Source organism: Nisaea sp., assembly GCF_017640745.1.
Classification (GTDB): Bacteria; Pseudomonadota; Alphaproteobacteria; order Thalassobaculales; family Thalassobaculaceae; genus Nisaea.
Window position 1 is genome coordinate 22,524 of sequence record NZ_JAEPQA010000028.1, and the last position, 24,105, is coordinate 46,628.

At 64.2% G+C, this 24,105-nt stretch carries 24 protein-coding genes; 9 read left to right on the forward strand and 15 right to left on the reverse strand.

Annotated elements, in window-relative coordinates:
* The gene (locus JJ959_RS17495; RefSeq protein WP_292886512.1) at positions 1–1,164 is read right to left on the reverse strand and encodes a DUF898 family protein; all 1,164 of its coding nucleotides are present in this window, start codon (positions 1,162–1,164) and stop codon (positions 1–3) included.
* Between the two features lie 165 nt (positions 1,165–1,329).
* Between JJ959_RS17495 and JJ959_RS17500 the strand changes: the two genes are divergently transcribed.
* From JJ959_RS17500 to JJ959_RS17515, 4 genes are all read left to right on the forward strand, one after another.
* Positions 1,330–2,658 carry a dihydroorotase gene (locus JJ959_RS17500; RefSeq protein WP_292886514.1) on the forward strand — a complete coding sequence of 443 codons (1,329 nt, stop codon included), beginning with the start codon at positions 1,330–1,332 and terminating at the stop codon, positions 2,656–2,658.
* A 133-nt stretch (positions 2,659–2,791) separates the two neighbouring features.
* On the forward strand, positions 2,792–3,958 hold the full coding sequence (locus JJ959_RS17505; protein ID WP_292886516.1) for an acetyl-CoA acetyltransferase: 1,167 nt from the start codon (positions 2,792–2,794) through the stop codon (positions 3,956–3,958).
* A gap of 10 nt (positions 3,959–3,968) precedes the next feature.
* Positions 3,969–4,490, forward strand: coding sequence for a GNAT family N-acetyltransferase (locus tag JJ959_RS17510; protein WP_292886517.1), 522 nt, complete (start codon positions 3,969–3,971; stop codon positions 4,488–4,490).
* 14 nt (positions 4,491–4,504) lie between these two features.
* Positions 4,505–5,503, forward strand: a complete 999-nt coding sequence (locus tag JJ959_RS17515) for an MDR family oxidoreductase (protein ID WP_292886520.1) — start codon at positions 4,505–4,507, stop codon at positions 5,501–5,503.
* Here JJ959_RS17515 and JJ959_RS17520 read toward each other — a convergent pair.
* The gene (locus JJ959_RS17520) at positions 5,500–6,450 is read right to left on the reverse strand and encodes a glycosyltransferase family 92 protein (RefSeq protein ID WP_292886523.1); all 951 of its coding nucleotides are present in this window, start codon (positions 6,448–6,450) and stop codon (positions 5,500–5,502) included. The genes JJ959_RS17515 and JJ959_RS17520 overlap by 4 nt on opposite strands.
* Entirely contained in the window at positions 6,447–7,268 is an 822-nt protein-coding gene (locus JJ959_RS17525) for an SDR family NAD(P)-dependent oxidoreductase (RefSeq protein ID WP_292886526.1), read from the reverse strand. The genes JJ959_RS17520 and JJ959_RS17525 overlap by 4 nt, the downstream gene beginning before the upstream one ends.
* Positions 7,269–7,427: 159 nt before the next feature.
* Between JJ959_RS17525 and JJ959_RS17530 the strand changes: the two genes are divergently transcribed.
* Entirely contained in the window at positions 7,428–9,065 is a 1,638-nt protein-coding gene (locus tag JJ959_RS17530; RefSeq protein WP_292886529.1) for a long-chain-fatty-acid--CoA ligase, read from the forward strand.
* Between the two features lie 24 nt (positions 9,066–9,089).
* On the opposite strand, the gene JJ959_RS17535 is transcribed toward JJ959_RS17530, so the two are convergent.
* Entirely contained in the window at positions 9,090–10,721 is a 1,632-nt protein-coding gene (locus JJ959_RS17535; protein ID WP_292886532.1) for a cation:proton antiporter family protein, read from the reverse strand.
* A 111-nt stretch (positions 10,722–10,832) separates the two neighbouring features.
* Positions 10,833–11,501 (reverse strand): dienelactone hydrolase family protein, encoded by a 669-nt coding sequence (locus JJ959_RS17540; RefSeq protein ID WP_292886535.1) that lies wholly within the window; start codon positions 11,499–11,501, stop codon positions 10,833–10,835.
* Between the two features lie 263 nt (positions 11,502–11,764).
* On the opposite strand from JJ959_RS17540, the gene JJ959_RS17545 reads away from it, so the two are divergent.
* Positions 11,765–12,250, forward strand: coding sequence for an ATP-binding protein (locus JJ959_RS17545; RefSeq protein ID WP_292886537.1), 486 nt, complete (start codon positions 11,765–11,767; stop codon positions 12,248–12,250).
* Positions 12,251–12,362: 112 nt separating this feature from the next.
* Positions 12,363–13,235, forward strand: a complete 873-nt coding sequence (locus JJ959_RS17550) for a bile acid:sodium symporter family protein (RefSeq protein WP_292886540.1) — start codon at positions 12,363–12,365, stop codon at positions 13,233–13,235.
* Between the two features lie 28 nt (positions 13,236–13,263).
* Here the strand turns inward: JJ959_RS17550 and ychF are convergent, their stop codons facing one another.
* The 10 genes from ychF to rfaD all read right to left on the reverse strand — a co-directional run bounded on the left by ychF (position 13,264) and on the right by rfaD (position 22,861).
* Positions 13,264–14,367 carry a redox-regulated ATPase YchF gene (ychF, locus tag JJ959_RS17555; RefSeq protein WP_292886543.1) on the reverse strand — a complete coding sequence of 368 codons (1,104 nt, stop codon included), beginning with the start codon at positions 14,365–14,367 and terminating at the stop codon, positions 13,264–13,266.
* 2 nt (positions 14,368–14,369) lie between these two features.
* Complete coding sequence (gene pth / locus JJ959_RS17560; RefSeq protein ID WP_366817079.1) at positions 14,370–15,023, reverse strand: aminoacyl-tRNA hydrolase; 654 nt, start codon at positions 15,021–15,023, stop codon at positions 14,370–14,372.
* 56 nt (positions 15,024–15,079) lie between these two features.
* Complete coding sequence (locus JJ959_RS17565; protein WP_292886546.1) at positions 15,080–15,721, reverse strand: 50S ribosomal protein L25/general stress protein Ctc; 642 nt, start codon at positions 15,719–15,721, stop codon at positions 15,080–15,082.
* A gap of 153 nt (positions 15,722–15,874) precedes the next feature.
* The gene (locus JJ959_RS17570; protein ID WP_292886615.1) at positions 15,875–16,810 is read right to left on the reverse strand and encodes a ribose-phosphate pyrophosphokinase; all 936 of its coding nucleotides are present in this window, start codon (positions 16,808–16,810) and stop codon (positions 15,875–15,877) included.
* Positions 16,811–16,953: 143 nt separating this feature from the next.
* Complete coding sequence (locus JJ959_RS17575; protein ID WP_292886549.1) at positions 16,954–17,886, reverse strand: hypothetical protein; 933 nt, start codon at positions 17,884–17,886, stop codon at positions 16,954–16,956.
* A gap of 106 nt (positions 17,887–17,992) precedes the next feature.
* Positions 17,993–19,141: a Xaa-Pro peptidase family protein gene (locus JJ959_RS17580; protein ID WP_292886552.1), complete on the reverse strand. Its 1,149-nt coding sequence runs from the start codon at positions 19,139–19,141 to the stop codon at positions 17,993–17,995.
* A gap of 4 nt (positions 19,142–19,145) precedes the next feature.
* Entirely contained in the window at positions 19,146–19,910 is a 765-nt protein-coding gene (pgeF, locus tag JJ959_RS17585) for a peptidoglycan editing factor PgeF (protein WP_292886555.1), read from the reverse strand.
* Between the two features lie 15 nt (positions 19,911–19,925).
* Positions 19,926–21,038, reverse strand: a complete 1,113-nt coding sequence (locus tag JJ959_RS17590) for an SAM-dependent methyltransferase (RefSeq protein WP_292886558.1) — start codon at positions 21,036–21,038, stop codon at positions 19,926–19,928.
* Entirely contained in the window at positions 21,035–21,850 is an 816-nt protein-coding gene (gene lgt, locus JJ959_RS17595; RefSeq protein ID WP_292886561.1) for a prolipoprotein diacylglyceryl transferase, read from the reverse strand. The genes JJ959_RS17590 and lgt overlap by 4 nt, the downstream gene beginning before the upstream one ends.
* A gap of 18 nt (positions 21,851–21,868) precedes the next feature.
* Positions 21,869–22,861, reverse strand: coding sequence for an ADP-glyceromanno-heptose 6-epimerase (gene rfaD, locus JJ959_RS17600; protein WP_292886563.1), 993 nt, complete (start codon positions 22,859–22,861; stop codon positions 21,869–21,871).
* Positions 22,862–23,021: 160 nt separating this feature from the next.
* On the opposite strand from rfaD, the gene JJ959_RS17605 reads away from it, so the two are divergent.
* Both JJ959_RS17605 and JJ959_RS17610 read left to right on the forward strand, forming a co-directional pair.
* Positions 23,022–23,369, forward strand: a complete 348-nt coding sequence (locus JJ959_RS17605) for an accessory factor UbiK family protein (RefSeq protein ID WP_292886566.1) — start codon at positions 23,022–23,024, stop codon at positions 23,367–23,369.
* Positions 23,370–23,653: 284 nt separating this feature from the next.
* Positions 23,654–24,103 carry a YbjN domain-containing protein gene (locus JJ959_RS17610; RefSeq protein WP_292886568.1) on the forward strand — a complete coding sequence of 150 codons (450 nt, stop codon included), beginning with the start codon at positions 23,654–23,656 and terminating at the stop codon, positions 24,101–24,103.
* Positions 24,104–24,105: the final 2 nt, after the last annotated feature.

A 24,105-nucleotide genomic window follows, 5' to 3' on the forward strand; every position in this document is an offset into this window, starting at 1 on the left:
CTAGGCCAGATCGAAATCGCCGAGGAAACCCTCGCCGGTTGTGCCGGTATCGAACTCCGCCTGAACCAGCTCGTTCTCGTCGAGGTCACCGACGATCACGAGATGCTTCGCGAGGAACTTGCCCTTGCGCAGCCAGGCGATCGGAAGCAGCAGCCAGAAGGTGAGCTGAACGATCAGCGCATTGCCGAGAAAGAGACAGAATATCTGCCAGCGGGTCGGCTGGAAACTGAAGCGGGCGCGGCCGAACCGGATCTTGCCGACCACGTTCTTCCAGAACACCACCAGATAGTTCAGATAGGCGAGCCCGGCGCCGAGGACGAAGACGAGCGCCAGACCGAAAGACGTTCCGATAGCGGCGGATTTGAGGTCCTCGTCATTGAGCTCAAGATTGGCACCGTTCAAGTTGCCGGAGAACAGAGCGACGAGGAAATCCCCGAATAGAGTAAGGTAGGGCACGAAAAAGCTACCAAGGAAACAAAGGTACAACGCGAGGAACACGACGTATGGCAGCCAGAGGCCGCGCGCGGTTGCGTCGAAGGCCAGAGTGCGTCCGCCGAACTTCGTATTCTCTATCCGGTACTGCAGGAGCCTGATGTCCGCCCATGGTTTCAGAATGCCGAGCGAGATGACCGTCAGGAAATAATAAAAAAGCACCCTGAGACCATAGAGATAGGCCGCACCCCCAACAGAGCCGCGGATGCCGCGCCATTGCGTCCGGTTCACCCGGTAGCGGTAGGCGAGAAAGCGCGCGGCGGAGAGCAGGAAGACCGCACCGATGCCGAGCAGGAGCGAAAGCGCCATGAACGTCGGGTTGAGGCCCAGCTCCCGGTCGATCAAATTCGAATTGATCCAATTCGATGCGAAGAGGTAGGGCAAGAGGATCAGAACGAAGACTTTCAGGAAGCCGATGAAGATCTCCAGCCCGGACCCGGTATATTCGAGCGGGGATCCGTCGAGCCGCATCCGCGGCCAGACCGCCCGCCGGATGCGGGTGAGGGCCCAGAAGCGGTATACCAGGAGGGTCAGCGCCATGAAGATCAGGTTCACGATATGCAGGCCGATCAGCCCGCCCGCGCCGGTTGTGTCGAAGCTCAGCTTGTGCGTGGCGAGTTCTTTCTCGCCGGCTTGTCCGATGCTGCCGGCCCCGCTGCTTTCGAACGTCATGGATGCTCCCCAAACGCATTCGGCATTGTGTTTCCGTGGAATGTCGTAACCGTTTGTGCGCCGCACGTCACTTGTCTCGTCTGCGCAGCCGCGGACTTGTGTCCGATGGCGATTGGAGGGTATCGCTAGCGCTCCCGTGACCGAACCGCCCGAAAGGCCCGCTCCATGTCCCACTATGATCTGATCCTGAAGAACGGCACCGTCGCCACGCCCGGCGCGATCGAGGTCATGGATATCGCGGTGAAGGACGGCAAGATCGCGGGGCTCGGCAGTTTCGATCCGGACTCGGCGCCGGAAGTGTTCGACGCCAGCGGCCTCCACATTCTGCCCGGTGTGATCGACACCCAGGTGCATTTCCGCGAGCCGGGCGCCGAGCACAAGGAAGACATCGCGCACGGCACCATGGCGGCCGCGATGGGCGGGGTTACGGCGATCTTCGAGATGCCGAACACCACGCCCCTGACCCTCTCGCCGGAAACTCATGCGGACAAGATCGCGCGCGGCGAGAAGGGCGGCTGGGTCGACTTCGCCTTCTTCGTCGGCGGTTCGGCGGAGAATGTCGGCAAGCTGCACGAATACGAAAACCTGCCGGGCTGCCCCGGTATCAAGATCTTCATGGGCTCCTCGACGGGCTCGCTCTTGGCGAAGGACGACGAGACCCTGGCGAAGATCCTCGCCGACGGCCGCCGCCGTTTTGCGGTCCATGCCGAGGACGAGTACCGGCTGGAGGAGCGCAAGCATATCGCGGTCGAGGAGGGCCATCCGCGCGTCCACAATATCTGGCGCGACGAGGAAACGGCGGTCCGGGCGACCAAACGGATCCTGAAACTCTCCCGCGAGGCTGGCCGGCCCGTGCATATCCTGCATGTGACGACGGCGGAGGAGATGGAAATCCTCGCCGCCAACAAGGATGTCGCGACCGTCGAGGTCACGCCGAACCACCTGACCCTGACCGCGCCCGACTGTTACGAGGAGCTCGGCAGCCGCGCCCAGATGAACCCCCCGGTGCGCGAGGAGCGGCACCGCGCCGCCCTCTGGCGCGCCATCGAGGAAGGCGTGGTCGACGTGATCGGCTCCGACCATGCGCCGCACACGCTTGAGGAGAAGGCGAAGCCCTATCCGCAGAGCCCGAGCGGCATGACCGGGGTGCAGACCCTGCTGGTCAATATGCTGAACCATGTGCACGAGGGCCGGCTCTCGCTGCGCCGTCTGGTCGAGCTGACCTCCGCCGGCCCGCAGCGGGTCTACAACATCGCCTGCAAGGGCCGGATCGCGCGCGGCTACGATGCCGATTTCGCCATCGTCGATCTCAAGGCCAAGCGCACCATCACCAACGACTGGATCGCCAGCAAGTGCGGCTGGACCCCGTTCGACGGCAAGCAGGTCAACGGCTGGGTCATGGCGACCCTTGTGCGGGGCAGGTTCGTCATGCGCGAGGACGAACTGGTCGGCGGCCCGTCCGGCAAGCCGGTCCGCTTCGTCGAAACGCTCTAGGGCCACCTGCCGTTCCGGCTCGTCACTGATCCCGTCCCGCACCGCAGCATTGTAGTCTGGGACTCGCCCCCCGATTTCTGCTAGGGAAAAGCAAAGCCGCGTCTGCGGCCCAGAAACTCAGGGAGAAAGTCTCATGACCGGATGTATTGTCGGCTGGTCCCATATGCCCTTCGGCAAGCATGAGGACCATGATGTCGAGAGCATGATCGTCAAGGTCGCGGCCGAGGCCGTCGCCGATGCCGGCTTCGAGCCGAAGGACGTGGATGCGGTCTATCTCGGCCATTTCAACGGCGGTTTCTCGCCGCAGGATTTCACCGCCAGCCTGGTGTTCCAGAGCTCCGACGATTTCCGTTTCAAACCGGCGACCCGGGTCGAGAACGCCTGCGCCACGGGCAGTGCCGCCGTGCATCAGGGCCTGAACCTGATCGCCGCGAAGAAGGCGCGCGTCGTGCTCTGCGTCGGTGTCGAGCAGATGACCAAGCTGCCGGGCAAGCAGATCGGCGAGACGCTGCTGAAGGCGAGCTATCTGAAGGAAGAGGCCGGCATCGAGGGTGGTTTCGCCGGCGTCTTCGGTCAGATCGCCCAGGCCTACTACCAGCGCCACGGCGACCAGTCCGACGCGCTGGCCCTGATCGCGTCGAAGAACCACGCGAACGGCGTGCACAACCCCTATGCCCAGATGCGCAAGGATCTCGGCTACGAGTTCTGCCGCAACGAATCCGAAAAGAATCCGTTTGTCGCCGGCCCGCTGAAGCGCACCGACTGCTCGCTCGTCTCCGACGGCGCGGCGGCGCTGGTGCTGACCGATGTCGAAACCGCGCTCGGTCGCGACAAGGCGATCGCCTTCCGGGCGGCGGCGCAGGTGAACGACTTCCTGCCGATGTCGAAGCGCGACATCATCAAGTTCGAGGGCTGCGGCCAGGCCTGGAAGCAGGCGCTGGGCGCGGCGAACCTCTCGCTCGACGATCTCAGCTTCGTCGAGACCCATGACTGCTTCACCATCGCCGAGCTGCTGGAATACGAGGCCATGGGCCTGACGGCGCCGGGCGAAGGCGCGCGGGCGGTCAAGGAGGGCTGGACCTTCAAGGACGGCAAGCTGCCGGTGAACCCGTCCGGCGGGCTGAAGGCCAAGGGCCACCCGATCGGTGCGACCGGTGTCTCGATGCATGTCATGACCTCGATGCAGCTGCGCGGCGATGCCGGCGACATGCAGGTCAAGAATGCCAGGATCGGCGGCATCTTCAACATGGGCGGGGCCGCGGTGGCGAACTACGTCTCCATCCTCGAGCCGCTGCGCTAAGCGGCGTCCCATGGCGGCGATGTATGGCGGCCCCAGCCGGCTGGCGCGCCCGGACGAGATCGAACGCATCCGGGAGATCCAGCGGGCGGCGGGCCGCCTGTTTCTCGACAGTCCCTATCCCGAGATCGCCGATCACGAGCCCGACAGCGCCGAGGATCTCGCCACGGCGCAGGACCGATGGTGGCTCTGGGTCTCGGTCGACGATAAGGACCGGACGGTGGGCGCGCTCCGTGTCGTTCCGTCGGGAGACGGGCTGCACGTGCGGCAGCTCGATGTCGATCCGGACTTTGCCGGCGCGAAGCGGGCCGCCGGCATGGTGCGCGCGCTCGGCCGGTTCTTCGCCGGACGGGGGCTCGGCCATCTGACATTGACGACCTTCGCCGATGTGCCGTGGAATGCGCCCTATTACGAGCGCATCGGCTTCCGGCCGCTTTCCGGCGACGGTCTGACGGAGACACTGAAAAACGCGCTCGCGGCGGAGGCTGGCGGATATCCGGTCTCCAGCCGGGTCGCGATGAGATTTGATTTCTGAGGGGGGATCGGGGAATGACCGAGACGTTCAAAGCCATTCTGCTGCGCGAGGCCGACAAGAAGGTGACCGCCGCCATCGAGCAGGTCCCGGTCGAGGATCTGCCGGAGGGCGACGTCACGGTCCGAGTCGCCTACACCACGCTGAACTACAAGGACGGCATGGTGATGAACGGCATCGGCCGGCTGGTGCGCGACTATCCGCATATCCCCGGCGTCGATTTCTCCGGCATCGTCGAAAGCTCCGAACATCCCGATTACACCGCGGGCGACAAGGTCGTGCTGACCGGCTGGCGGGTCGGCGAGATCCACTGGGGCGGTTATGGCGAACTCGCCCGTGTCCGCGGCGACTGGCTGGTTAAGCTGCCGGACAGGATCGCACTCGACGACGCGATGGCGATCGGCACCGCCGGTTTCACCGCGATGCTGTCCGTCGACACGCTCGAGCGGCACGGCCTCAAGAAGGATCAGGGCGACGTGCTGGTCACCGGGGCCGCCGGCGGCGTCGGCAGCGTGGCGACCGCGATCCTCGCCAATCTCGGTTATTCGGTGGCAGGCTCCACCGGGCGCCCGGAGCAGGCCAGCTATCTGACCGATCTCGGGGCCGCGCAGGTAATCGATCGTGCAGAACTGGCGCAGGCGCCGTCGCGGCCGCTCGCGGGCGAGCGCTTCGCCGGGTGCATCGACAATGTCGCGGGGCCGACGCTCTCGAACGTCCTGACGCAGATGAAATACGGCAGCGCAGTAGCCGCCGTGGGGCTTGCCGGCGGGAACGAGTTGCACACCACTGTCCTGCCTTTCCTGCTCCGCGGCGTCAGCATTCTCGGCATCGATTCCGTCATGTGTCCGAAAGAGCGGCGGCTCGAGATCTGGAAGCGGATCGCCACGGACCTGCCGATGCAGAAGCTGCATCATATGATCGAGCGGCACACGCTGGAGGACCTTCCGGCGCTCGGGAAGAAGATCCTTGAGGGCGGCGTGCGCGGGCGGACCGTGATCGAGGTTGGCGGGCGCTAATTGGCGCCCGCGTCGAATTCTCGCGCCTTGAGCTCCTCCAGACGTTCCTGCCAGTCCGCCTCAGTGCCAGGCTCGAACGGACGACCCAGCCGGTCCGCGACTGTGCGGGCAGCCGGCAGGATTGCCGGGTCATAGGCTTTGTTCATCCATGTTTCCTTGTAGCGCGCCATTTGCGCGTCTCTGCGGGTGTCGGAATCCGCGCGCAGGGAGTCCAGCTTGCCCGCAAATTCTCCCAGCGAGCGCGACCAGTAGTGGTTGACCCTGATCGGGCCCGCCAGCGGTTCCTGCGTAAAGGCATTGTAGAGTGTGTCGCGGATCTCCCGTCCCTCTGCATCGACGGCAAAGGCGTTGTTCCGGTAGGCGAAACTGTGCGGCGAGACGTAAGCCTCGACCTCGTCCGTGTTCACGATGCTCTTGATATGCGAACAGAGGTAACGGTAGCTCGATGGCTGTTCGGGCGGCATGCCGGGGATCAGCATTTCGCGATCGGTGACCCTCACGTTGATCGGTGCCCGGAGCTGGTAGGAGGTCATGGTCAGGCTGGTTGGCTGTTGATCGAATCCCGAAGAGCCGTACATCGCCCAGTTGAGACCGAGGCCGGGGACGTTCTCGTGGCCTTCAAGGATTTCGCGGAGCGGCCGGTGGTCGAGGCTGAAGGCGAATTCGTCTAAATCGAAAAAGCCGATCCAGCGCGCCTTCTGCCTGTGGTGCTTGAGGCAGTGCTGGTAAGCGCCGGCTTGCCGTCGGAGGCCGCCAGCGACGCGCAGATAGGTCACCATCCCGCGCTCGAGCCATGGCTTCAGCTCGGCAGCACCGTTGTCATCGCTTTGGTCGTCGTAGAGAAAGAAATGCTCGACGCCCTGCAGTTCGTAGAAAGTCATCCATTCCGCAAGATGGCGTGCTTCGTTCCGGAAGATCGCACAGACGGCGAGATAGGCAATGCTCATGGAATGTAGGTCTCGAACGCGTTCTTGAAATCCGGGTGCCAGCGGGAAAGGGCGGGGCGGTTTTCGGTGATATCGCCGGCGCCCCAGAGGATGCGGCGGCGGTCCTCTTCCTTCGAGGTCTCGTCGTCCGGACAGATGATGTAGAAAGCGCCGGCCTCGATCCCCGTCAACATGTAATCGACCACTTGCTCCGGAAGCCAGGCGCCGTGCCGGTGTTCGTTCTTGCCGGTGGTGGTCCAGCCCGGCACCAGAAGATGTGCGGTCACGGATGAAGGACCGTTGGTCCTCAGCTCGTGGGCGAGGCTTTCCGTATAGGATTTCACCGCCGCCTTGCTCAGATTGTAGACCGGGTGGCCTGGCGGGTTGGTGATGCCCTGCTTCGAGCCGACATTGACGATCACGCCCGGTTTCCCGCCCGTGCCCATCTCCGGCAGGAAGCATTTGACGCCGTGGATCACGCCCCAGAGATTGACCTCGACCAGCCGGCGCCAGTCCGCGAGATCGGCATCGAAACCGCGCCCGACGCGGGAGGCCGCGTTATTCATCAGAACGTCGACCCCGCCGAAATGGCGCCTGACCGAGTCCCTGAGGGTCTCCATCGCCTTCAGATCCGAGACGTCGGCCGGGACCGCGGCGACCTCGTCGGACGCCGCCGCGCTGACCTCCTCGAAGCTCGCGTCGAGATCGTCGGACGGCAGATCCACCATGCAGACCCTGAGACCCATACGCGCGAATTTCAGCGCCGCGGCGCGGCCGATCCCGAGGGCGGCGCCCGTCACCAGCGCGACATTTCCAGCGGCGAATGCCTTATGTTCCATTCCGGTCCCTCCCGTTTCCCTTCGTTTGACGGAACTATGGGGCCACGCGCCCCGGGCGGCAATGCGGGCCCCTGTTCAAGTCTCCGCGACGCTTGCTAGACTCGGCGCCGACACGCATCGGACCGGGCCGGAGAGCCCGGCCTCTGCCGGAGGAAATGAATGCTGCCAGGGAACATGATGGACCGTCCGCTGACGGTTCCGAGCATCCTCGATTTTGCCGCGGAGATTCACGGTGACGCGTCGGTCGTCTCGGCGCGGGTCGAGGGTGACGTGCACCGCTACAGCTATGCCGACGCGCACAAGCGGGTCAGCCGGCTCGCCCATGCGCTGAAAGAGCTTGGGGTCGCCGACGGCGACCGGGTGGCGACCCTCGCCTGGAACGGTTACCGGCATTTCGAGCTCTATTACGCGATCTCAGGGATCGGCGCCGTCTGCCACACGATCAATCCGCGTCTGTTCGAGGATCAGATTCTCTACATCGTCGGTCATGCCGCGGACCGGATCCTGTTCCTGGAGACGAGCTTCCTGCCGCTGGTCGAGAAGCTGGCCGACCGTCTGCCGAAGGATCTGCGCTATGTGGTTCTCTGCGCGCGGGGGGATCTGCCGGAGACCGGGCTCGACGTGCTCGTCTATGAGGAGCTGCTGGACGGCCAGCCGGACAGCATCACTTGGCCGGAGCTGGACGAGCGGCAGGCCTCCGGCCTCTGCTACACCTCGGGAACCACAGGCAACCCGAAGGGCGTGCTCTATTCGCACCGCTCGACCCTGATCCACACCATGGGGCTGCTCGCGGTGGCGGAGAAAATCGGGCTCCGGCCCGAGCGGTCCCTGCTGCCGGTGGTCCCGCTTTTCCACGTGAATGCCTGGGGGCTGCCCTTCGCCGCGCCGCTGGTCGGAACGGATTTCATCCTGCCCGGCCCAAGGCTCGACGGGCCCGGTCTCTTCGCCTTCATGGATCGGGAAAAGGTCAACACGAGCTGGGGCGTGCCGACGGTCTGGTTCGGCCTCCTCGCGGAGATGCGCAAGCAGGGCCGGAAGCCGGACGGCTTCGAGAATGTGCTGATCGGCGGATCGGCCGCGCCGAAGCCGATGATCGAGGAGTTCGAGCGCGATTTTGGCGTCAATGTCATCCACGGCTGGGGCATGACCGAGATGAGCCCGGTCGGCGCCGTCGGTGCCTTCACCCCGCGCCACCGCGCGCTGCCCGAGGCCGAGCGGATGCACCTGAAGACCGCCCAGGGCCGGCGCATGTTCGGGGTCGAGTTCAAGATCGTCGATACCGACGGCAAGCGTCTGCCCCATGACGGTGTCGCCTTTGGCGAGCTGCATGTCCGCGGCGCGGCGATCATGAACGCCTATTTCAATGACGAGGAGGCTTCCGAGGGAGCTTTCGACGAGGAGGGCTGGCTGAAGACCGGGGACGTGGCCCGGATCGATCCGGAAGGCTTCCTCTTCCTCGTCGACCGGACGAAGGACGTCATCAAGTCCGGCGGCGAATGGATCAGCTCGATCGACCTTGAGAGCGCGGCGCTCGCCCATCCGGCGCTCGCCGAATGCGCGGTGATCGCGGCGGCACATCCGAAATGGGGGGAGCGACCGCTGCTGGTTGCCGTGCTGAAGGACGGGGCCCAGCTGACGGCGGCGGAAATGAAGGCCTTCCTCGCGGACAAGGTCGCGAAGCTCTGGCTGCCGGACGATGTCGTCTTCGTTGACGAGCTACCGCACACCGCTACGGGCAAGCTCTCGAAGCGCGAGCTCCGTGAGCAGTTTCGGGATTACGAACTGCCGGGTGCCTAGGATGCTGTTTGGTTTCGGTTGATCTCAGTTTTCCGTATTTCCCAGCAGCGCGTGCATGCGCTTTGCGGCGCCGCTGCCAGCTTCTTCATAGATGTTGAAGACCTCGTCGACGCCATTGTCGCGCAGTTCCTGGACCTGATCCGGATAGAGGGCCGTGGAGACGATCGGACCTGTGTAGCCGCGCTCGCGCATCCTGATCGCCGCCTCGATATTGGTTCTGTGGTTCGGTGTGGCGATTAGGATCATCTCGATATCCTCGTGGGGCGTAATCAGGCGGGACCAGAATTCCGGATTGGTTGCGTCGCCCAGCACGACGTTGCGGCCTTCCTTCAGGTTGCGCGCGACCTGAGCTTCATCCAGATCGATGCCGACGATCTGATCCTGTGCGTAAGAGCGCATTTCGTCGTAGGCCGCCCGCCCGACGCGGCCCATGCCGAAAATCAGCATGCGGTGCCCGCCGAGGTCGATATCCTCGTCGCCGGGAAGGCGCCGAACGGTCTCCAGTCTGGTCAGACTGGAACGGAAGTGGTTGTAGATCGCGTTTGCATAGACGTTGAACAGCGACGAGAGAATGAGCGAGGCGCAGAGCGAAATGGCGACCACGGTCATCCATTCCGGTTGCAACCAGCCGGTCCCGATCGCGATCGCAACGACAATCAGCCCGAACTCTGAATCGTTGCCGAGTACCAGGCCGCCGAATGCCGCCCCGTGCGACCGCACCCGGAAACGTTGGAGCAGTATGACGAACAGAGCGGCCTTGACCGGAATCAGGACCATCAGGACGAGCGCGGTTGCCGCCGTTTCCCAAGTCGGAAGGCCGGTCAGTCCGATGGTGAGAAAGAAACCGACGAGAAACACGTCCTTGAAAGTCATCAGGTTGTTTGCGAGCTGCTTGGCCTTTGCGTGGTGAGACAACAGGACGCCCACGGCGAGCGCGCCGAGGTCGCCTTTCATGCCCACCAGTTCAAACAGCGCCGCACCGCCGAGCGCCATGCTGAAGCCGAAGATCGCCAGCAACTCCCCATGACCTGTCCGGTCCATGATGTAGGCCAACAGGTGACGGGCCGGAATCAGCGCGAGAAGGGCGAAAGTCCAGAGGGAAGGTAATTTCCCCGACGAGAACGCCAGGAACACCACGGCGGCAATATCCTGCATGATCAGGATGCCGACGGCCGCCTGGCCGTAGCGCGACATCAGCGAGCCGCGGTCTTCCAGTGTCTTGACGGCGAAAACCGTACTGGAAAAGGACAGGGCGAACGCCGCGATGAGGGCGCTGGTGAAATCGACCGCGCTGAACAGCAGAAAACCGGCCCAGCCGAGGCTCAGTATGAAACCGAGCGCAAGACCGACGGTGAGCGCCATGTGAATGGTCGTCGTCGCCCAGATTTCCGGCCGGAACAGCGTGTTGACCCGGAGTTTCAGGCCGATGGTGAAGAGCAGGAGCGTCACGCCCATATCGGCAACTGCGCGCAGGAACGGGCTGTCTTCGGCGCCGAGCAGGTGTAGGACGAAGCCTGCGATCAGGAAGCCAACCATCGGCGGCAGGTTGATCTGCCGTACCAGCAAACCGAACATGAACGCCACGGCGATCCAAGCCGGATCACGGTAGTTGATGGAGATATCGAGGGCTTCCATGTCGCTTCGTTCGCGGCTCAAGAAACGATGCCAAGCAATCTATTCGCGCGCGACCCAAGAGGGCACATAATCCCTTCTAAGTCGCGCGCGGCAATGGATAGCACGGCCTTCTATGGGGCAGGAGACCCCGAATTAGCCGATCTTGTCGGCGAATAGTTCCAGAGTGCGTTCGCGGGCGATCTTCGCGCTGGTGGCATCAAAGCTGCCACGATGATCGCAGTTGAAGCCGTGACCTGCGGGGTAGAGGTTGACCGTCAGTTCCGGATGCGCGGCCTTGACCTTGTTCACGTCCTCCATCGGGATCGCGTGGTCCTTTTCGCCGAAATGGAAGATCACCGGGCATTTCGGCTTCTCGGCCGCCACCGAACCGATCCCGCCGCCGTAATAGCTCGCCCCGGCGTCGAAGCCCTCAAGCCGCGTCGTCGCCAGCCAGGCGAGATAGCCGCCCCAGCAATAACCGACCACCCCGACCTTGCCCGCGGCCGCCGCCGTGCCTTGCGCCGCCTGAATATCGAGCAGCGCGGCATCATCCGCGCAGCGGCCCTTGAAGTCCCGGCCTTTCTCGATGTCCTCGGCCTCGTAGCCGAGCTCGATCTTCGGCTCTATCCGGTCGAACAGTGCCGGTGCGACGGCCAGATAGCCTTCGGAGGCGTAATCGTCGGCGACGCTGCGGATATGCGCGTTGATGCCGAAGATCTCCTGCACGATCACGATACCGCCGCGCGCCTTCCCGGTCGGCTGCGCCAGATAGGCATCGAACTTGTGACCGTCCGACGCCGTCAATTGGATGAAATCGCCCATCAGTCCCTCCCTGGATGAATTGCTCGGCGCGGACTCTAGTGCCCGAGGCGGATGCGCGCAAACCGGATTCCGCGTGACGGGGCGCTCCAGCGCGGGTAATCATGAGGTATGCATGCGCTGGTAAACAGGACGGCGGCCGGAACGGTGCGCCGAGTTATTAGCGGCCCGGTCTGAAGGTTCAGGCCGGGTCGTCACACTCCCTGTTTAACTCGTGCGGGAAGACCCGCATCCGGGCCGATGCCGCCCGGTCCTGGAAAAGCGCCATGACCACTATTTTGCATCTGTTCTGCGGCAAGATCGCCGCCGGTAAATCGACTCTCGCCAAACGTCTCGCCGACCAATCTGGCGCCCTTCTGGTCTCGGAAGACGATCTGATGAGCGGTCTGTTCGGGCCCGAGATGGAGAGTATTGCAGACTACGTCCGGTACTCCGCGCGCCTGCGGGCGACGCTCTCGCCGCATCTGGTGGGATTGCTCAGAGCAGGCAATTCCATTGCGCTCGACTTTCCGGCAAACACGCGGAAGCTGCGCGGCTGGATGCGCGGCATCGCCGAGGAGGCGGAGGTGCCCGCTCTTCTGCATTATCTCGATTTGCCGGAGGCGTCCTGCAAGGCGCGGCTGCGGGGTCGCAATGCGACGGGTGAGCATGCCTTCGCGCCGACAGACGCGGAGTTCGACCTGATCTCGGGGTATTTCGAGGTACCCGTCCCGGCGGAGGGTCTGCCGGTCGTCGTGCATGGCGGGCCGTGATCTCCCGGTTCTATTTGCGGCATTGACGAACACGCTCCGAATGGCGGTACCTTCGCAAGGCATGCGTCCCGTCACCGGGAGGCCGGCGCTCAGATCCCAAACCGGAGTTCAAATGGGAACCGTCACGGATATCGTCCTGCCTCTGGTGCTCGCTTTCATGATGCTGACCCTGGGGCTCGGCCTCCGGGTCCGGGATTTTGGCCGTCTGCTGACGCAGCCGCGGGATGTGCTCACCGGAATTGCATTCCAGATGCTGTTGCTGCCGGCAGCCGGGTTCCTGCTCGTCAGCATGTGGCCCCTGACGCCAGAGATCGCGATGGGCGTGATGCTGATCGCGGTGGCACCCGGCGGCGTCACCTCGAACTACCTGACATCTCTCGCCCGGGGGGATGTGGCGCTCTCGGTATCGCTGACCGCCATCGCCAGTCTGTTGAGCGTGGTGACGGTTCCGTTGGTCCTCGCGATGTCTCACGAGCACATCGTCGGAGAGGCGCTGGCGGGCGAGGTCTCCATCGGCAGGACCGCGATCGGCATTTTCCTGATCGTGACGGTTCCGGTGCTGCTCGGCATGCTGGTCCGGCGCTTCGCCCCCGGGGCGGCGGAGCGGTGCATGCCCTATGCGACGAAGCTCTCGACTGCCTTCTTCGTTCTGGTGCTGGCGGGGGCGATCCTCCAGGAACGCGCCAATGTCGCAGCCTATTTCGCGGAGGCCGGTCTGGTGACGCTCGCGCTCAACGTCACCATGATGCTGCTTGCCTTTCTCGGCGCACTGGCGCTCGGGAGCGGGCCGGCGCAGCGCATCTCGATCTGCATCGAATGCGGGCTGCAGAACGGGACGCTCGCCATCGCGGTGGGCGTGCTGCTCTTCGGAGGCGGCGCCTACGTGATTCCGGCCGCGACCTACAGCCTGATCATGTTCGGGACCGGGCTGCTCTTCCTGGCGCTGGCGCGGGGCAAGCTGGCGCCCGCGCCGGGAACGGCGTGAATGCTCTCGCGAGGTCGGAAGTTGGAGGTCAGACGTTGAAGCGGAAGTGGAAGACGTCGCCGTCCTTCACCAGATATTCGGAGCCCTCGACTCGCATCTTGCCCGCTTCCTTGGCGCCCTGTTCGCCGCCGCAGGCGACGAAATCGTCGTAGGAAATTGTCTCGGCGCGGATGAAGCCGCGTTCGAAATCGGTATGGATCACGCCCGCCGCGTTCGGCGCCTTGGCGCCGCGGCCGACGGTCCAGGCGCGGGCCTCCTTCGGGCCGACGGTGAAGAAGGTGAGCAAGTCGAGCAGGCTGTAGCCGGCGCGAATGACGCGGGCGAGGCCGGTTTCCTCGAGACCGAGCGTCTCCAGGAACTCCTTCTTCTCCTCGGCGCTGCCGAGCTGCGCGATCTCGGCCTCGATGGCGGCGGAAATCACAACCGCGACGGCCCCTTCGGCCTCGGCCATCTTGAAGACCTTGGCGGAATTCTCATTGCCCTCGGCGGAGTTCTCTTCTTCGACGTTGCAGACATAGAGCACCGGCTTGGTGGTCAGGAGCTGCAGCGTGTCGACGATCTTCTTTTCTTCCGGGCTCCAGTCCTTGATGGAGCGCCCCGGCTTGCCGTCGCGCAGCGCATCGAGGATCTTGCTCATGATCGCGACCTGGACCTTCGCGTCCTTGTCGCCGGACTTCGCCTTCTTCTCCAGCGGCGCGACCCGGCGCTCGAGGCTCTCGAGGTCGGAGAGCATCAGCTCGGTATCGATGGTCTCGGCGTCGCGCAGCGGATCGACCGAACCCTCGACATGGGTGATATCGTCGGATTCGAAGCAGCGCAGGACATGCACAATAGCGTCGACCTCGCGGATATTGGCGAGGAACTGGTTGCCGAGGCCTTCGCCCTTGCTGGCGCCGCGCACCAGGCCGGCAATGTCGACGAACTCAAGCTGGGTCGGCAGGATCTGCTTCGAGCCCGCGAGCGCCGCGAGTTTGTCGAGACGCGGATCGGGCACGGCGACGCGGCCGGTGTTCGGCTCGATGGTGCAGAAGGGATAATTCGCCGCCTCGGCCGCCGCCGTCTGTGTCAGGGCGTTGAAAAGAGTGGATTTGCCGACATTCGGCAGACCGACGATGCCGCACTTGAAGCCCATGACTAACGATCCTGACTGTTATCTTCTGTGCCTTCGGCCGTTTCGGCTTTCGGCAGGTTCTTCGGTTTTGGCGGCTTCGGGCGCTGCGGGAACACGGCCTGGCTCACCCGGCTCATGAAGCTGCCATCCTCGCCGCGCACGAGAAGGTCCGCCTCGTCGGCGACCGCCGGGATCAGCTTGGAGAGCCAACCCTCGCGTTCCGCCTTGGCGAAATCGTTCAGCACGTAGTCCTTCACCCGGTTCTTGTCGCCCGGATGGCCGACCCCGAGGCGCACGCGCCAGTAGTCCTTGCCGACATGCGCATCGATGCTGCGGATGCCGTTGTGACCGCCCGCGCCGCCGCCGCGTTTCACGCGGATCTTGCCGGGCGCGAGGTCGATCTCGTCATAGAAGACGATGATGTTTTCGAGCGGGATCTTGAAGAACCGGACCGCCTCGCCGACCGCGCGGCCGGATTCGTTCATGAAGGTGGTCGGCTTCATCAGCAGGACCTTCTCACCGCCGACGGTGCCGTCGGCGGTGAGGGCCTGGAAACGGGCGCGGAAGGGGCCGAAACCGTAGCTCGAGGCAATCTCGTCGGCGACGAGGAACCCGATATTATGGCGCGTCAGCTCGTATTTCGGCCCGGGATTGCCTAGGCCAACGAACAGAAACATCGCACGGTCCCTTCCCGAAACGCCGCGCCGGAGTCAGCGCGGCGTCGCTAGGTGGATTACTCTTCGTCTTCCTCGGACTCGTCGGCTTCGTCCGCCTCTTCCGCATCCTCATCGTCGGACTTGCCACGGAGCGCCGACGGGGCGGCGATGGTGGCGACGGTGAAGTCGCGGTCGGTGATGGTCGGGGCGACGCCTTCCGGCATGTCGACGGCGCTGATATGGATGCTGTCGCCGACCTTGTAGCCTTCGAGGTTGATGACGAGCGAGTGCGGCATCTGGTCCGGACGGCAGCTCACCTCGACTTCGTGGCGCACGACGTTGAGAACGCCGCCGGCCTTGAGGCCCGGGCACTTCTCTTCGTTTATGAACTCGACCGGCACTTCGACGTGGATCGTCGAGGTCGCGCTGATGCGCAGGAAGTCGACATGCTCCGGACGGTCGGTGACCGGATGGAGCTGCACGTCACGTGCGAGCACGCGGTGCTTCTTGCCCTCGATATCGAGGTCGATCAGGGTCGAGAAGAAGCCGGCCTGATGCAGCTGCTTCACCAGCACCCGTTCTTCCAGGGTGATGGAAACCGGGTCTTTCTTGTCGCCGTAGATAACGGCCGGGACGAGCCCCGCACGACGGGCAGCGCGGGCGGACCCCTTACCGACCCGGTCACGCGTCTGGGCGCTCAGTTCGATCACGTCAGACATTTTGTATCTCCAATAGAAAAGTCCCGCCCACGGCCGACCTCCAGGGGTGCCGACCCGTCAAGCGGAACGGATGAGCGGGGCGTTTTAGTGGCTTTCTCGGGAAAAAGCCAGCCTTTTACGCCGCGCCTGATACTGGGTCCTGCCAGGACCCGGTCAGAAATTGAAGAGGCTGGAAACCGAGCGTTCCTCGGCGATGCGCCGGATCGACTCGCCAAGCAGCGGCGCAACCGAAATCTGCCGGATATTGCGCGCGACGCGGACAGCTTCCGTTGTCGCGATGCTGTCCGTGGTCACCAGCGACTGCAGCGGCGAGGAGGTGATGCGCGCGACGGCACCGCCGGAGAGAACACCGTGGGTGATATAGGCGTCGACGGAGACCGCACCGGACTCGATCAGGGCCTCGGCCGCGTTGCAGAGCGTGCCGCCGCTGTCGACGATATCGTCGACCAGGATGCAGCGCTTGTCCTTCACGTCGCCGATGATGTTCATCACCTCGGAGACTCCGGCGCGTTCGCGCCGCTTGTCGATGATCGCGAGATCGGCATTCAGCGGCTTGGCGAGCGCCCGGGCCCGGACCACGCCGCCGACGTCCGGCGAGACGATGGTGATCTGCTCGTCGCCATAACGCTCGGTGATGTCCTTGTGGAACACAGGCGCGGCGAAGAGGTTGTCGGTCGGGATATCGAAGAAGCCCTGGATCTGACCCGCATGCAGATCGATCGTCAGGACCCGGTCCGCGCCCGCGACGGTGATCAGGTTCGCGACAAGTTTGGCGGAGATCGGCGTGCGGGAGCCGGACTTCCGGTCCTGACGGGCATAGCCGTAATAGGGAATGACCGCCGTGATGCGCCGGGCCGACGCGCGTTTCAGCGCATCGAGCGTCACCAGCAGTTCCATCAGGTTGTCGTTTGCCGGATAGGAGGTCGGCTGGATGACGAAGACGTCCTCGCCGCGCACGTTTTCCTGGATCTCGACGAACACTTCCATGTCGGAGAAGCGCCTGACATCGGCTTTCGTCAACGGCATGTTCAGGTAGGCGGCGATGGTTTCCGCCAGCGGCCTGTTGCTGTTGCAGGCCAAGATCTTCATACGAACGTCTGACATTCGTGCCCTGTGGTCGCAAGTTGGGAAGGAGGCGGCGAAGTCCCTATCAAACTGAGCCGGATGCCCAGCGGTGCGGCGTCTTTGAAAGCGGGCGGACCATATCAGCGCGGGTCGAAAAGGTGCAAGGGTTATTGCCGCTTTGTGACACCACTACCGCCTATCCTTTGGCGCTCGTAGGCTTCCAGCAGCGGCAGCAGCCCTTCGAGCGCGCCGTCGGCGATCAGGGGCGCGGCGCTGAGCCAGTTTTTCTCCATGCTCCCGGCAGGCACGGTATTGTTCTGGTCGATCACGCCGATCTCGCGTTCGCCGGGATCGGCGAGGCGCCAGGAAATCGCGACAAGGTCGGTCTCGCCGTTCAGCGGCTTGATGTCGATCCTGCCCTTGAGAGAGAGAGCGCCGTCGGGAATGGCGCTGCTGTCGACGATCTCGATGCCGCGCGACTGCAGTCTGAGAAGCATGGTCTGGCGCAGAACCGCGTTGCCGTGCTGGTCGGGGCCGTCGATCAGATCGAGCTGTACGGATGGCAGGGCGGCCGCTGCGCGAGGACCGATCTCCGGGACCAGCCAGGCGGCGACCTGCGGCGCCGTTGCTTCCGCAATCTCCGCGAAGTGCGCGTCTACCGGTTCTTCCCAGAAGGCGGGTGGCGGGACGGAAACAACGGTTTTCTCGCCGACTTTTTCGCCTTCCGGGGAGACCAGTGCCCAGTCCATCACGAGCTCCGCCGGCCCGTCATTGCGGAGCTGCTGGTACCCCTTGCTCTTCAGGATGAAGCTGCGGCGGTTGCGGGTCCTGTCGCTGGCGACGACATTGTGATCGACCAGTGCACCGGCCATGGCATGTGCCATCGCCGCGCCGACCCACGGCACCGGTCCTTCGACCGGTTCGACATGGATGCCGGCGGTCTCCGGGACGAAGAGGAACGCGTTGTGGGATTTCTTGTCGACTTGCGGGGCGAAAGGGCGCGGGATCTCGCCGCAGGACGCGAGCACGAGCACCATCAGGAGGACGAGGACCGCACCCGGGAAGGAGCGGCCGGAACGGAACCGGACTGCTTTTCTCATGGGCGCCGCTTTAGACGACCAGAATGCAGCTGACAAGCAACCCGAGGAGGGTTGCCGCGAAGAGGATCTGCAGGTGAGGCATCGCCGCGGCGCTCCGCGTCTTCGGTTATCGGCAAACCAGATCGAGCGGGAGTTTTGAGAGCCGCTCGTTGCCGTCGTCTGTGACAATAAAGGTCTCGCCGACATTCATCGCAAGGTCCTTGTCGCTATCCATCAGGATCATATGCGCGAAGAACACCATGCCCGGCCGGATCACGACCGGGTTTGCGTGATAGAACATCGGGTAGTCCATCCAGATCGGGGCGAAGACCGCGCCCAGCGAGTAGCCGCAGGCATTCATCCGGGCATGGCGGTAGCCGCGCCGATCCATCACCGCCGCATGGGCGTCGAAGACCGAGCCCACGGTCCCGCCGGGGCGCAGAGCGTTGCGGCAGGCCTCCAGCGCCTCGACGCAGGCGCTGTGCATGTCGACATGTCCGTCCCTGACGGGCCCGACCGGGATCGTCCGCATCATGCAGGCATGGTAGTGCCGGTAGGCCCCGGCGAACTCCAGCGTGAGTTGGTCCTGCGCCGCCAGCGTCCGCCGCCCGGTGAAATAGCGGCAGAGCAGGGCGTCAGAGCCGGATCCGATGATGAACTCATTGCCGGGATAGTCGCCGCCGCCCTTGAAGACCGCGCCCTGCATGGCGGCGAGAATGTCGCCCTCGAAGACGCCGGGCGCGGTCACTTCATGCGCAGCGAGCAGCGCGTCGTCCGCCAACTCGGCCGCGCGGCGCACATAGGCGAGTTCGGCCGGCGACTTGACCACCCGGAGTTCCGAGACCAGTTCTGACGCGTCTTTCAGGCCACAGAATCCGTCGAGCTCCGCGTTCACCGCCATGCCGTTGCGGGCGGTCAGACCGTAGGCGTCGTACTCGATCCCGAGAGTCTTTCCGGCACAGCCGAACTCGCTCAGCATCGCCTTGAGCTCGCTCGCCGGCGTTGCGCCGTCACGGTCGACCCAGATCCGGATGTCGCCGATCATGCTGGTGTTCTGCGCCTGCCGCAGATCGGGTGCCCGGGTGATCAGTGCGAGCCGTCCGTCGGCGCCGAGATAGAGGCACTGGAAGAAACAGAAGCCGAAAGTGTCGTAGCCGGTCAGGTAGAACATGCTCTCCTGACGGAACATCAGCAGCCCGTCGAGGCCGCGCTCTTCCATGAGTGCGATTGCGCGCGCACGGCGGTCCGCGAGTTCTTCCTCGGTGAAGTGCAGCACGATGCTACTCCGCGATGACGATGGTCGAGAGCTGGCGCCCGTAATCCGGCTCCTCGCGCAGGCGGGAGCGCCGGTAGCTGAAGAAGTTCGGCTCGTCGCGGCAGGTGTCGCAGTCGAGACGGTAGATCTCGCCGAGCCCGAGGCGGGAAAGGCGCGAGGCGCAATAGTTCGAGAGATCGAACTGGAAGTGACCCTCGCGATCGCCCGGCGAGAAGAATTCGGCGTTGTTGCGGTCCTGCTCGAGGAAGGGTTGCGGGAATTCGGGACCGACCTCGTAGGAGGCGCGGCCGATGCAGGGGCCGACGGCGGCCTGGATATTGTCCGGCCTGGCACCGAGTTCGATCATTGCATCGACGGTCGCCTCGATGACGCCGTTCAGCGCGCCGCGCCAGCCTGCATGGCAGGCGCCGATGATCCCGTCCGCCGGATCTGAGAACAGGACCGGCGCGCAATCGGCGGTCAGAATGCCGAGCGCGACGTTCTTGCGCATGGTCACCAGGCCGTCGGCACGCGGCGGCTCCGCCGGCCGCTCGTCGCTGTCGATGACATGCACGATGCTGGAATGGATCTGGTTGCAGGTGATGAGGATTTCCGGTTCGCAGTCGAGGGCGGCCATCGTGCGGGCGCGATTCGCGGCGACGGACTTCCGCTGGTCTCCGGACCCGAATCCGCAATTCAGCGAGCGGTATATCCCCTGGCTGACGCCGCCGCGCCGTGTATAGAAAGCATGGCGGATCTTGTCCGTGTTCAACTCGTCAAGCTGGATCACGCTCTCGCGTCTCCTTCAGGTCCGTGCCTGGTCCCTCGGCGGACCGAACCCGGGCAATTCCTCGATCTCCCGGGCGGCAACCGCAACAACCTTGAACAGCGTGCCCATTTCGGCCGGATCGATCAAGCGGCGTGCACCGCTGCGTAGCGTCGCAGCCTGCGTCTCCGAAGCCTGAGCGAGCAGCCGCTCCACCCTTTGTTCGATCCCGAGCGCCGTCAGGAAGGCGACCTGCGTGACGGTTCCGAATCCGTTGCAGCCGGTTGCTGCGGCGGTATCGAGAAGGGCGTCGAAATCGACATGGGCCGTAAGGTCCGCCGTGCCCGGCGCGGAAAGCGGGTCGACCGGCTTGTGCGCCTTCACCGCCTGGAATGTATCCCCGAAAGCGCTGCTGCCGTGGCCGTAATCGATGAACAGCCCGGCGCCGCCGTGCCGGCGGATGTGCCGGGCGATCTCATCCATACGCGCACGCCCCTCCGCCGAGATCTCGAATATGTCGCCTTCGTCCGGCGCTCCGGCCGCGGCCGGAACGCATGCTTCAAGATCGTCCGTGGCCTGCTTCTCGACCCAGCTCAACGCGCTTTTCTCCTCGTTCCATCCGATGCAGCGCTCCTGCCACATGCCGGATCGATAGACGAGCTGATTGATCGGAAGGGCATCGAAGAACTCGTTGCCGATCATGAGCGTGGGGCAGGCGGGGAGCGTGTCTGGGGCGGAGTGCCAGGTCACCCGGATGCCGGGAAGCGCCGTACGCTGGATCTCCCGAAGGCGCGGGCTGGCCTCGACCAGATGCACCTCGATGGCCTCGGCAAATCCTGGGACGATGCGGGCCGCCCTCAGAGCATCCGCCATCAGGGTGCCGCGCCCGGGCCCGAATTCGACGAGCGCCACGCGTTCCGGCGATCCGATCTGCTGCCAGACCGCGGCGCACCAAAGCCCGATCAGCTCACCGAAGACCTGGGAAATTTCCGGCGCTGTTATGAAGTCGCCTTGCGTTCCGAAAGGCTCCCGGCCGGTATAGTAGCCATGCTCCGGATGCAGCAGGGCCTCTCGCATGTAGCGCGCGAGGCTCAGCGGTCCTTCGGCGGCAATCAGGTCTTTCAGATACGGGACGAGCGGTCCGTCCGTCATGCGCCCTCGGTCATGGCCGGTCGGCGCCGGGCCCAGAGCGCGATGCCGATTCCGACGACGATCATCGGCAGGGAGAGAAGCTGGCCCATCGTGGCGCCGGCGAAGAGGTATCCGAGCTGGGCATCCGGTTCGCGGAAGAATTCGACGGTGAAGCGTGCGATCCCGTAGCCGGCAAGGAAGAGGCCGCCGACCGCACCCGGATAGCGCCTGATGTCCGTGCGCCAGATCAGGAAGGCGAGCAGGCCGAAGAGCAGGGCACCTTCAAGCGCCGCTTCGTAGAGCTGGCTCGGATGCCGCGGTTCCGGCCCGCCGTTCGGGAACACCATCGCCCAGGGCACGTCGCCCGGCCGGCCGAACAGCTCGCCATTGATGAAGTTGGCGATGCGCCCGAAGAACAGCCCGATCGGCGCCGCCGCGGCGACCATGTCGCCGACGGCGAGCGGATTGATCCCCCGGCGCAGGGCGAAGACGACGAGGCCGAGGACGGTGCCGAGCATGCCGCCGTGAAAGGCCATGCCGCCCTGCCAGACCTGGAGGATCTGCGCCGGATTCTCGAAATAATAGGCCGGATTGTAGAACAGCACGTAGCCGATCCGCCCGCCGAGCACGACGCCGAGGGTGGCATAGACGAGCAGGTCGTCGAGCGCCTGCGGTTCCATGAAACGCGGCGCCTGCCGGCAGAGATGGACGCAGTAGCGCCAGCCGAGAAGCAGCCCGGCGATATAGGCGAGAGCGTACCAGCGGACCGCGAAGGGACCGATGGAGAAGATCACCGGGTCGATGTTCGGGAACTGCAGAAAACTCTGCTCCATGTGGCCGGGCTCCCGCGGTCAGCGATAGGGATCGTCGGAATCCAGGAAGTCCTGCACGTAGCGCCGGACGCCTTCCTCGAGCGAGGTGAACTGGCCCGGGTACCCGGCGTTGCGCAGCTTGTCCATGTTGGCTTGGGTGAAATACTGGTAGCGGTCACGGATCTCGACCGGGGTATCGACGAAATCGATCCGCGGATCCTTGCCGAGCGCGACATAGACGGCGCGGGCGAGATCGGCGAAGGAACGCGCCTGGCCGGTGCCGAGATTGAACAGGCCGGAGACCTCCGGTGTATCGTGCAGCCACATCATCACGTCGACGCAGTCGCCGACCCAGACGAAATCGCGGAGCTGCCCGCCATCCTTGTAATCCGGATGGTGCGAGCGGAACAGGGTGGCAGGAAGGTTCGCCGCGGCGCGCGGATAGATCTGCGCGACGACGCTTTTCTGCCCGCCCTTGTGAGCCTCGTTGGGGCCGTAGACATTGAAGAACTTCAGGCCGGCCCACTGCTTCGGTGTCTTGCGTCCTTCTGAGACGAGCCGGGCGATGCGGCGGTCGAAGAGGTGCTTGCTCCAGCCGTATGGATTGAGCGGCTGCAGCCGCGCGAGCCCGTCCAGGCTGGCATCGTCGTCGAAGCCCTCGGTGCCGTCGCCGTAGGTCGCCGCTGAAGACGCATAGATCAAGCTGGCGTCGTTCTCGGCGCACCATTTCCAGAGATCGATCGAAGTGCGGAAGTTCTGTTTGACGATGAAGTCCGCGTCCCGCTCGGTGGTCGAGGAACTGGCCCCGAGATGGAACACGGTCTTTACCATGTCCTTGTGTTCGTCCAGGAAGCTGAAGAGGTCTTCCGGCGGGATCAGGTCGGCAAGTTCGCGCTTCGCAATGTTGCGCCACTTCTCGCCGCTGCCGAGGGTGTCGCAGACCACGAGGTCGCGGGCGGTATCCTCGCGCTCGCTGAGCGCCGCGACCAGGTTCGATCCGATGAAGCCGGCGCCGCCGGTGACAACAATCATGAGCGCTTCCTTCCCGGCCGCGGCAATCGGCCCTCTGCCTTTTCCACCGCGGCGCATGACACCATATGGCTGTTCTGGCCCGACGCCGATTGCTTTCGCAAGCCCGAAAGTAGTAGGTCTGGGTCCGAACGGTGCCGAAGCCGGACGGAAGGAGCCGCCGATGCAGACGAGCAACAGGTTTTTTGACGATCTCGCCAAGATGGCGAGCGGCGCGATGTCGGCGGCGGCGGGCGTCCGCGAGGAATTCGAGCAGATGATTCGTCAGCAGTTCGAGCGATTCCTCGGCGAGCACGACCTTGTCACCTACGAGGAGTTCGCCGCGGTGCGGGATCAGGCCGCGGCCGCCCGCAAGGAGCAGGAGGCTCTCGCCAAGCGGATTTCCGCGCTGGAGAAGGAAATCGCGGCGCTGAAGGACGGCAAGGCGAAAACCGCGCGCAGGGCGCCTAAGCAGGCCAAAACAGCGGCTTCCGCGAAGGCGGCAACCCAGAATGCGACAAAAGAGAAATAACCTACTGTTTTGTAATGAAAACTAAATATACCTAGTTTTCAGGAACGACCCACGAAATATAGGTTGATCGCGTGACTCTCATTTGAGAGTCTACTTGTCGTGGTGCTTGGCGATTGGCACCACGCTAGATCTAGTCGGGCTGTGTTCGGCGGTCCGCGAGACCAAGCCTTCCTGTCTACGATCGCCCCGGAGCGCCGGACAGCGCACCTCTCAGAGGGGGGTTAGATAGTATGTCTCTGACTTACGTCGAAACGGTTGAAGTTCCCCGTAATCCGTTAGATCTGATGGAGGAGATAGTCGGAGCCAACGACTGGGCTCATGAGCGCGCGAGCAGCGACGAACTTGCAGTCGAAATCCAGGGCCGCTGGGCGGACTACAGGCTCTTTTTCCTCTGGCAGGAGGATATGGGGGCGCTTCACTTTTCCTGCATCTTCGAAAGCCGGGTGCCGGTCGAGAAGCGGCGCGAGGTGCATTCCCTCCTGGCGATGATCAACGAGAAGCTCTGGCTCGGTCATTTCGATCTTTCGACCGAGGACGGAACGCCGATGTTCCGTCAGACCAGCCTGCTGCGCGGTGCCCATTCCGCGAGCGTCGAGCAGCTCGAGGATCTGGTTGATGTGGCCCTGACCGAATGCGAACGTTTCTTCCCCGCGTTCCAGTTCGTGATCTGGGGCGGTAAATCGGCGGAAGAGGCCATGCAGGCCTCCCTGCTGGATGTTGTCGGAGAAGCTTGAGC